Origin of the sequence: Chromobacterium sinusclupearum, from assembly GCF_002902845.1 — a bacterium.
Classification (GTDB): domain Bacteria; phylum Pseudomonadota; class Gammaproteobacteria; order Burkholderiales; family Chromobacteriaceae; genus Chromobacterium; species Chromobacterium sinusclupearum.
The window spans coordinates 1-633 of the sequence record NZ_PPTF01000084.1 but is presented as its reverse complement, the minus strand read 5'-3'; the positions used below and the strand labels follow the sequence as shown (position 1 = coordinate 633).

The following is a 633-nucleotide window of genomic DNA, read 5'->3' as shown; positions in this document are numbered from 1 at the left end:
CCCCCCCCCGATTGAATGGTTTACCCCTCCACCCACACCTACGACACCACCAACAGGAAAAAATATACTGGCAGAATATCCACCACCACCCAAGAAATTATCTACACTACTTGCATTTGCCTCTGAGAGCAAATTCCCAAAAACAATACCGACCCCAGGCTTTGTATCAGGAGCAGGATAACTTCGTCCGCCGGACATAGAAAGGTAGCCATTAAAGTTATACAAATTCACACTCAACCCAAACGAACCAATCATTGGAATTGAAACATTACCAGAAATATAATCAGGGCGAGGTTTTGCTTTCTCCGGATAAAAGACAGTATGATCCTTTTCCCCCACCACGATATCGACACTAGGTCTCACTTGAGCAACCGAGGGGCCTCGAATCAACTCATCAATCTTCTTGGTGTACCCATCACGGCACTTTTGATCTGGGCAAATTTTCTGTGCTGCCACTAGCCCTTGAAATTTTAAAAGCTCATCTTTGCCAAATTCATTATTATCCATCTCCGCCTTCGCCGCATTCACCGTCGTCGTGGCCGTGTTTGCGCCGCCCGTACCGGCCGCAACACCCGCCAACAAGCCGCTGACCAGATTCTCCCGCTGCAACTTCTCTTCAGCCGTCATCTTGTC

At 48.2% G+C, this 633-nt stretch carries 1 protein-coding gene; it reads right to left on the bottom strand.

What is annotated here, in order from left to right; all coding sequences use genetic code 11:
• Positions 1–633: hypothetical protein (locus C2134_RS21630; protein ID WP_199179992.1), on the bottom strand; the 633-nt coding region annotated here is incomplete at both ends.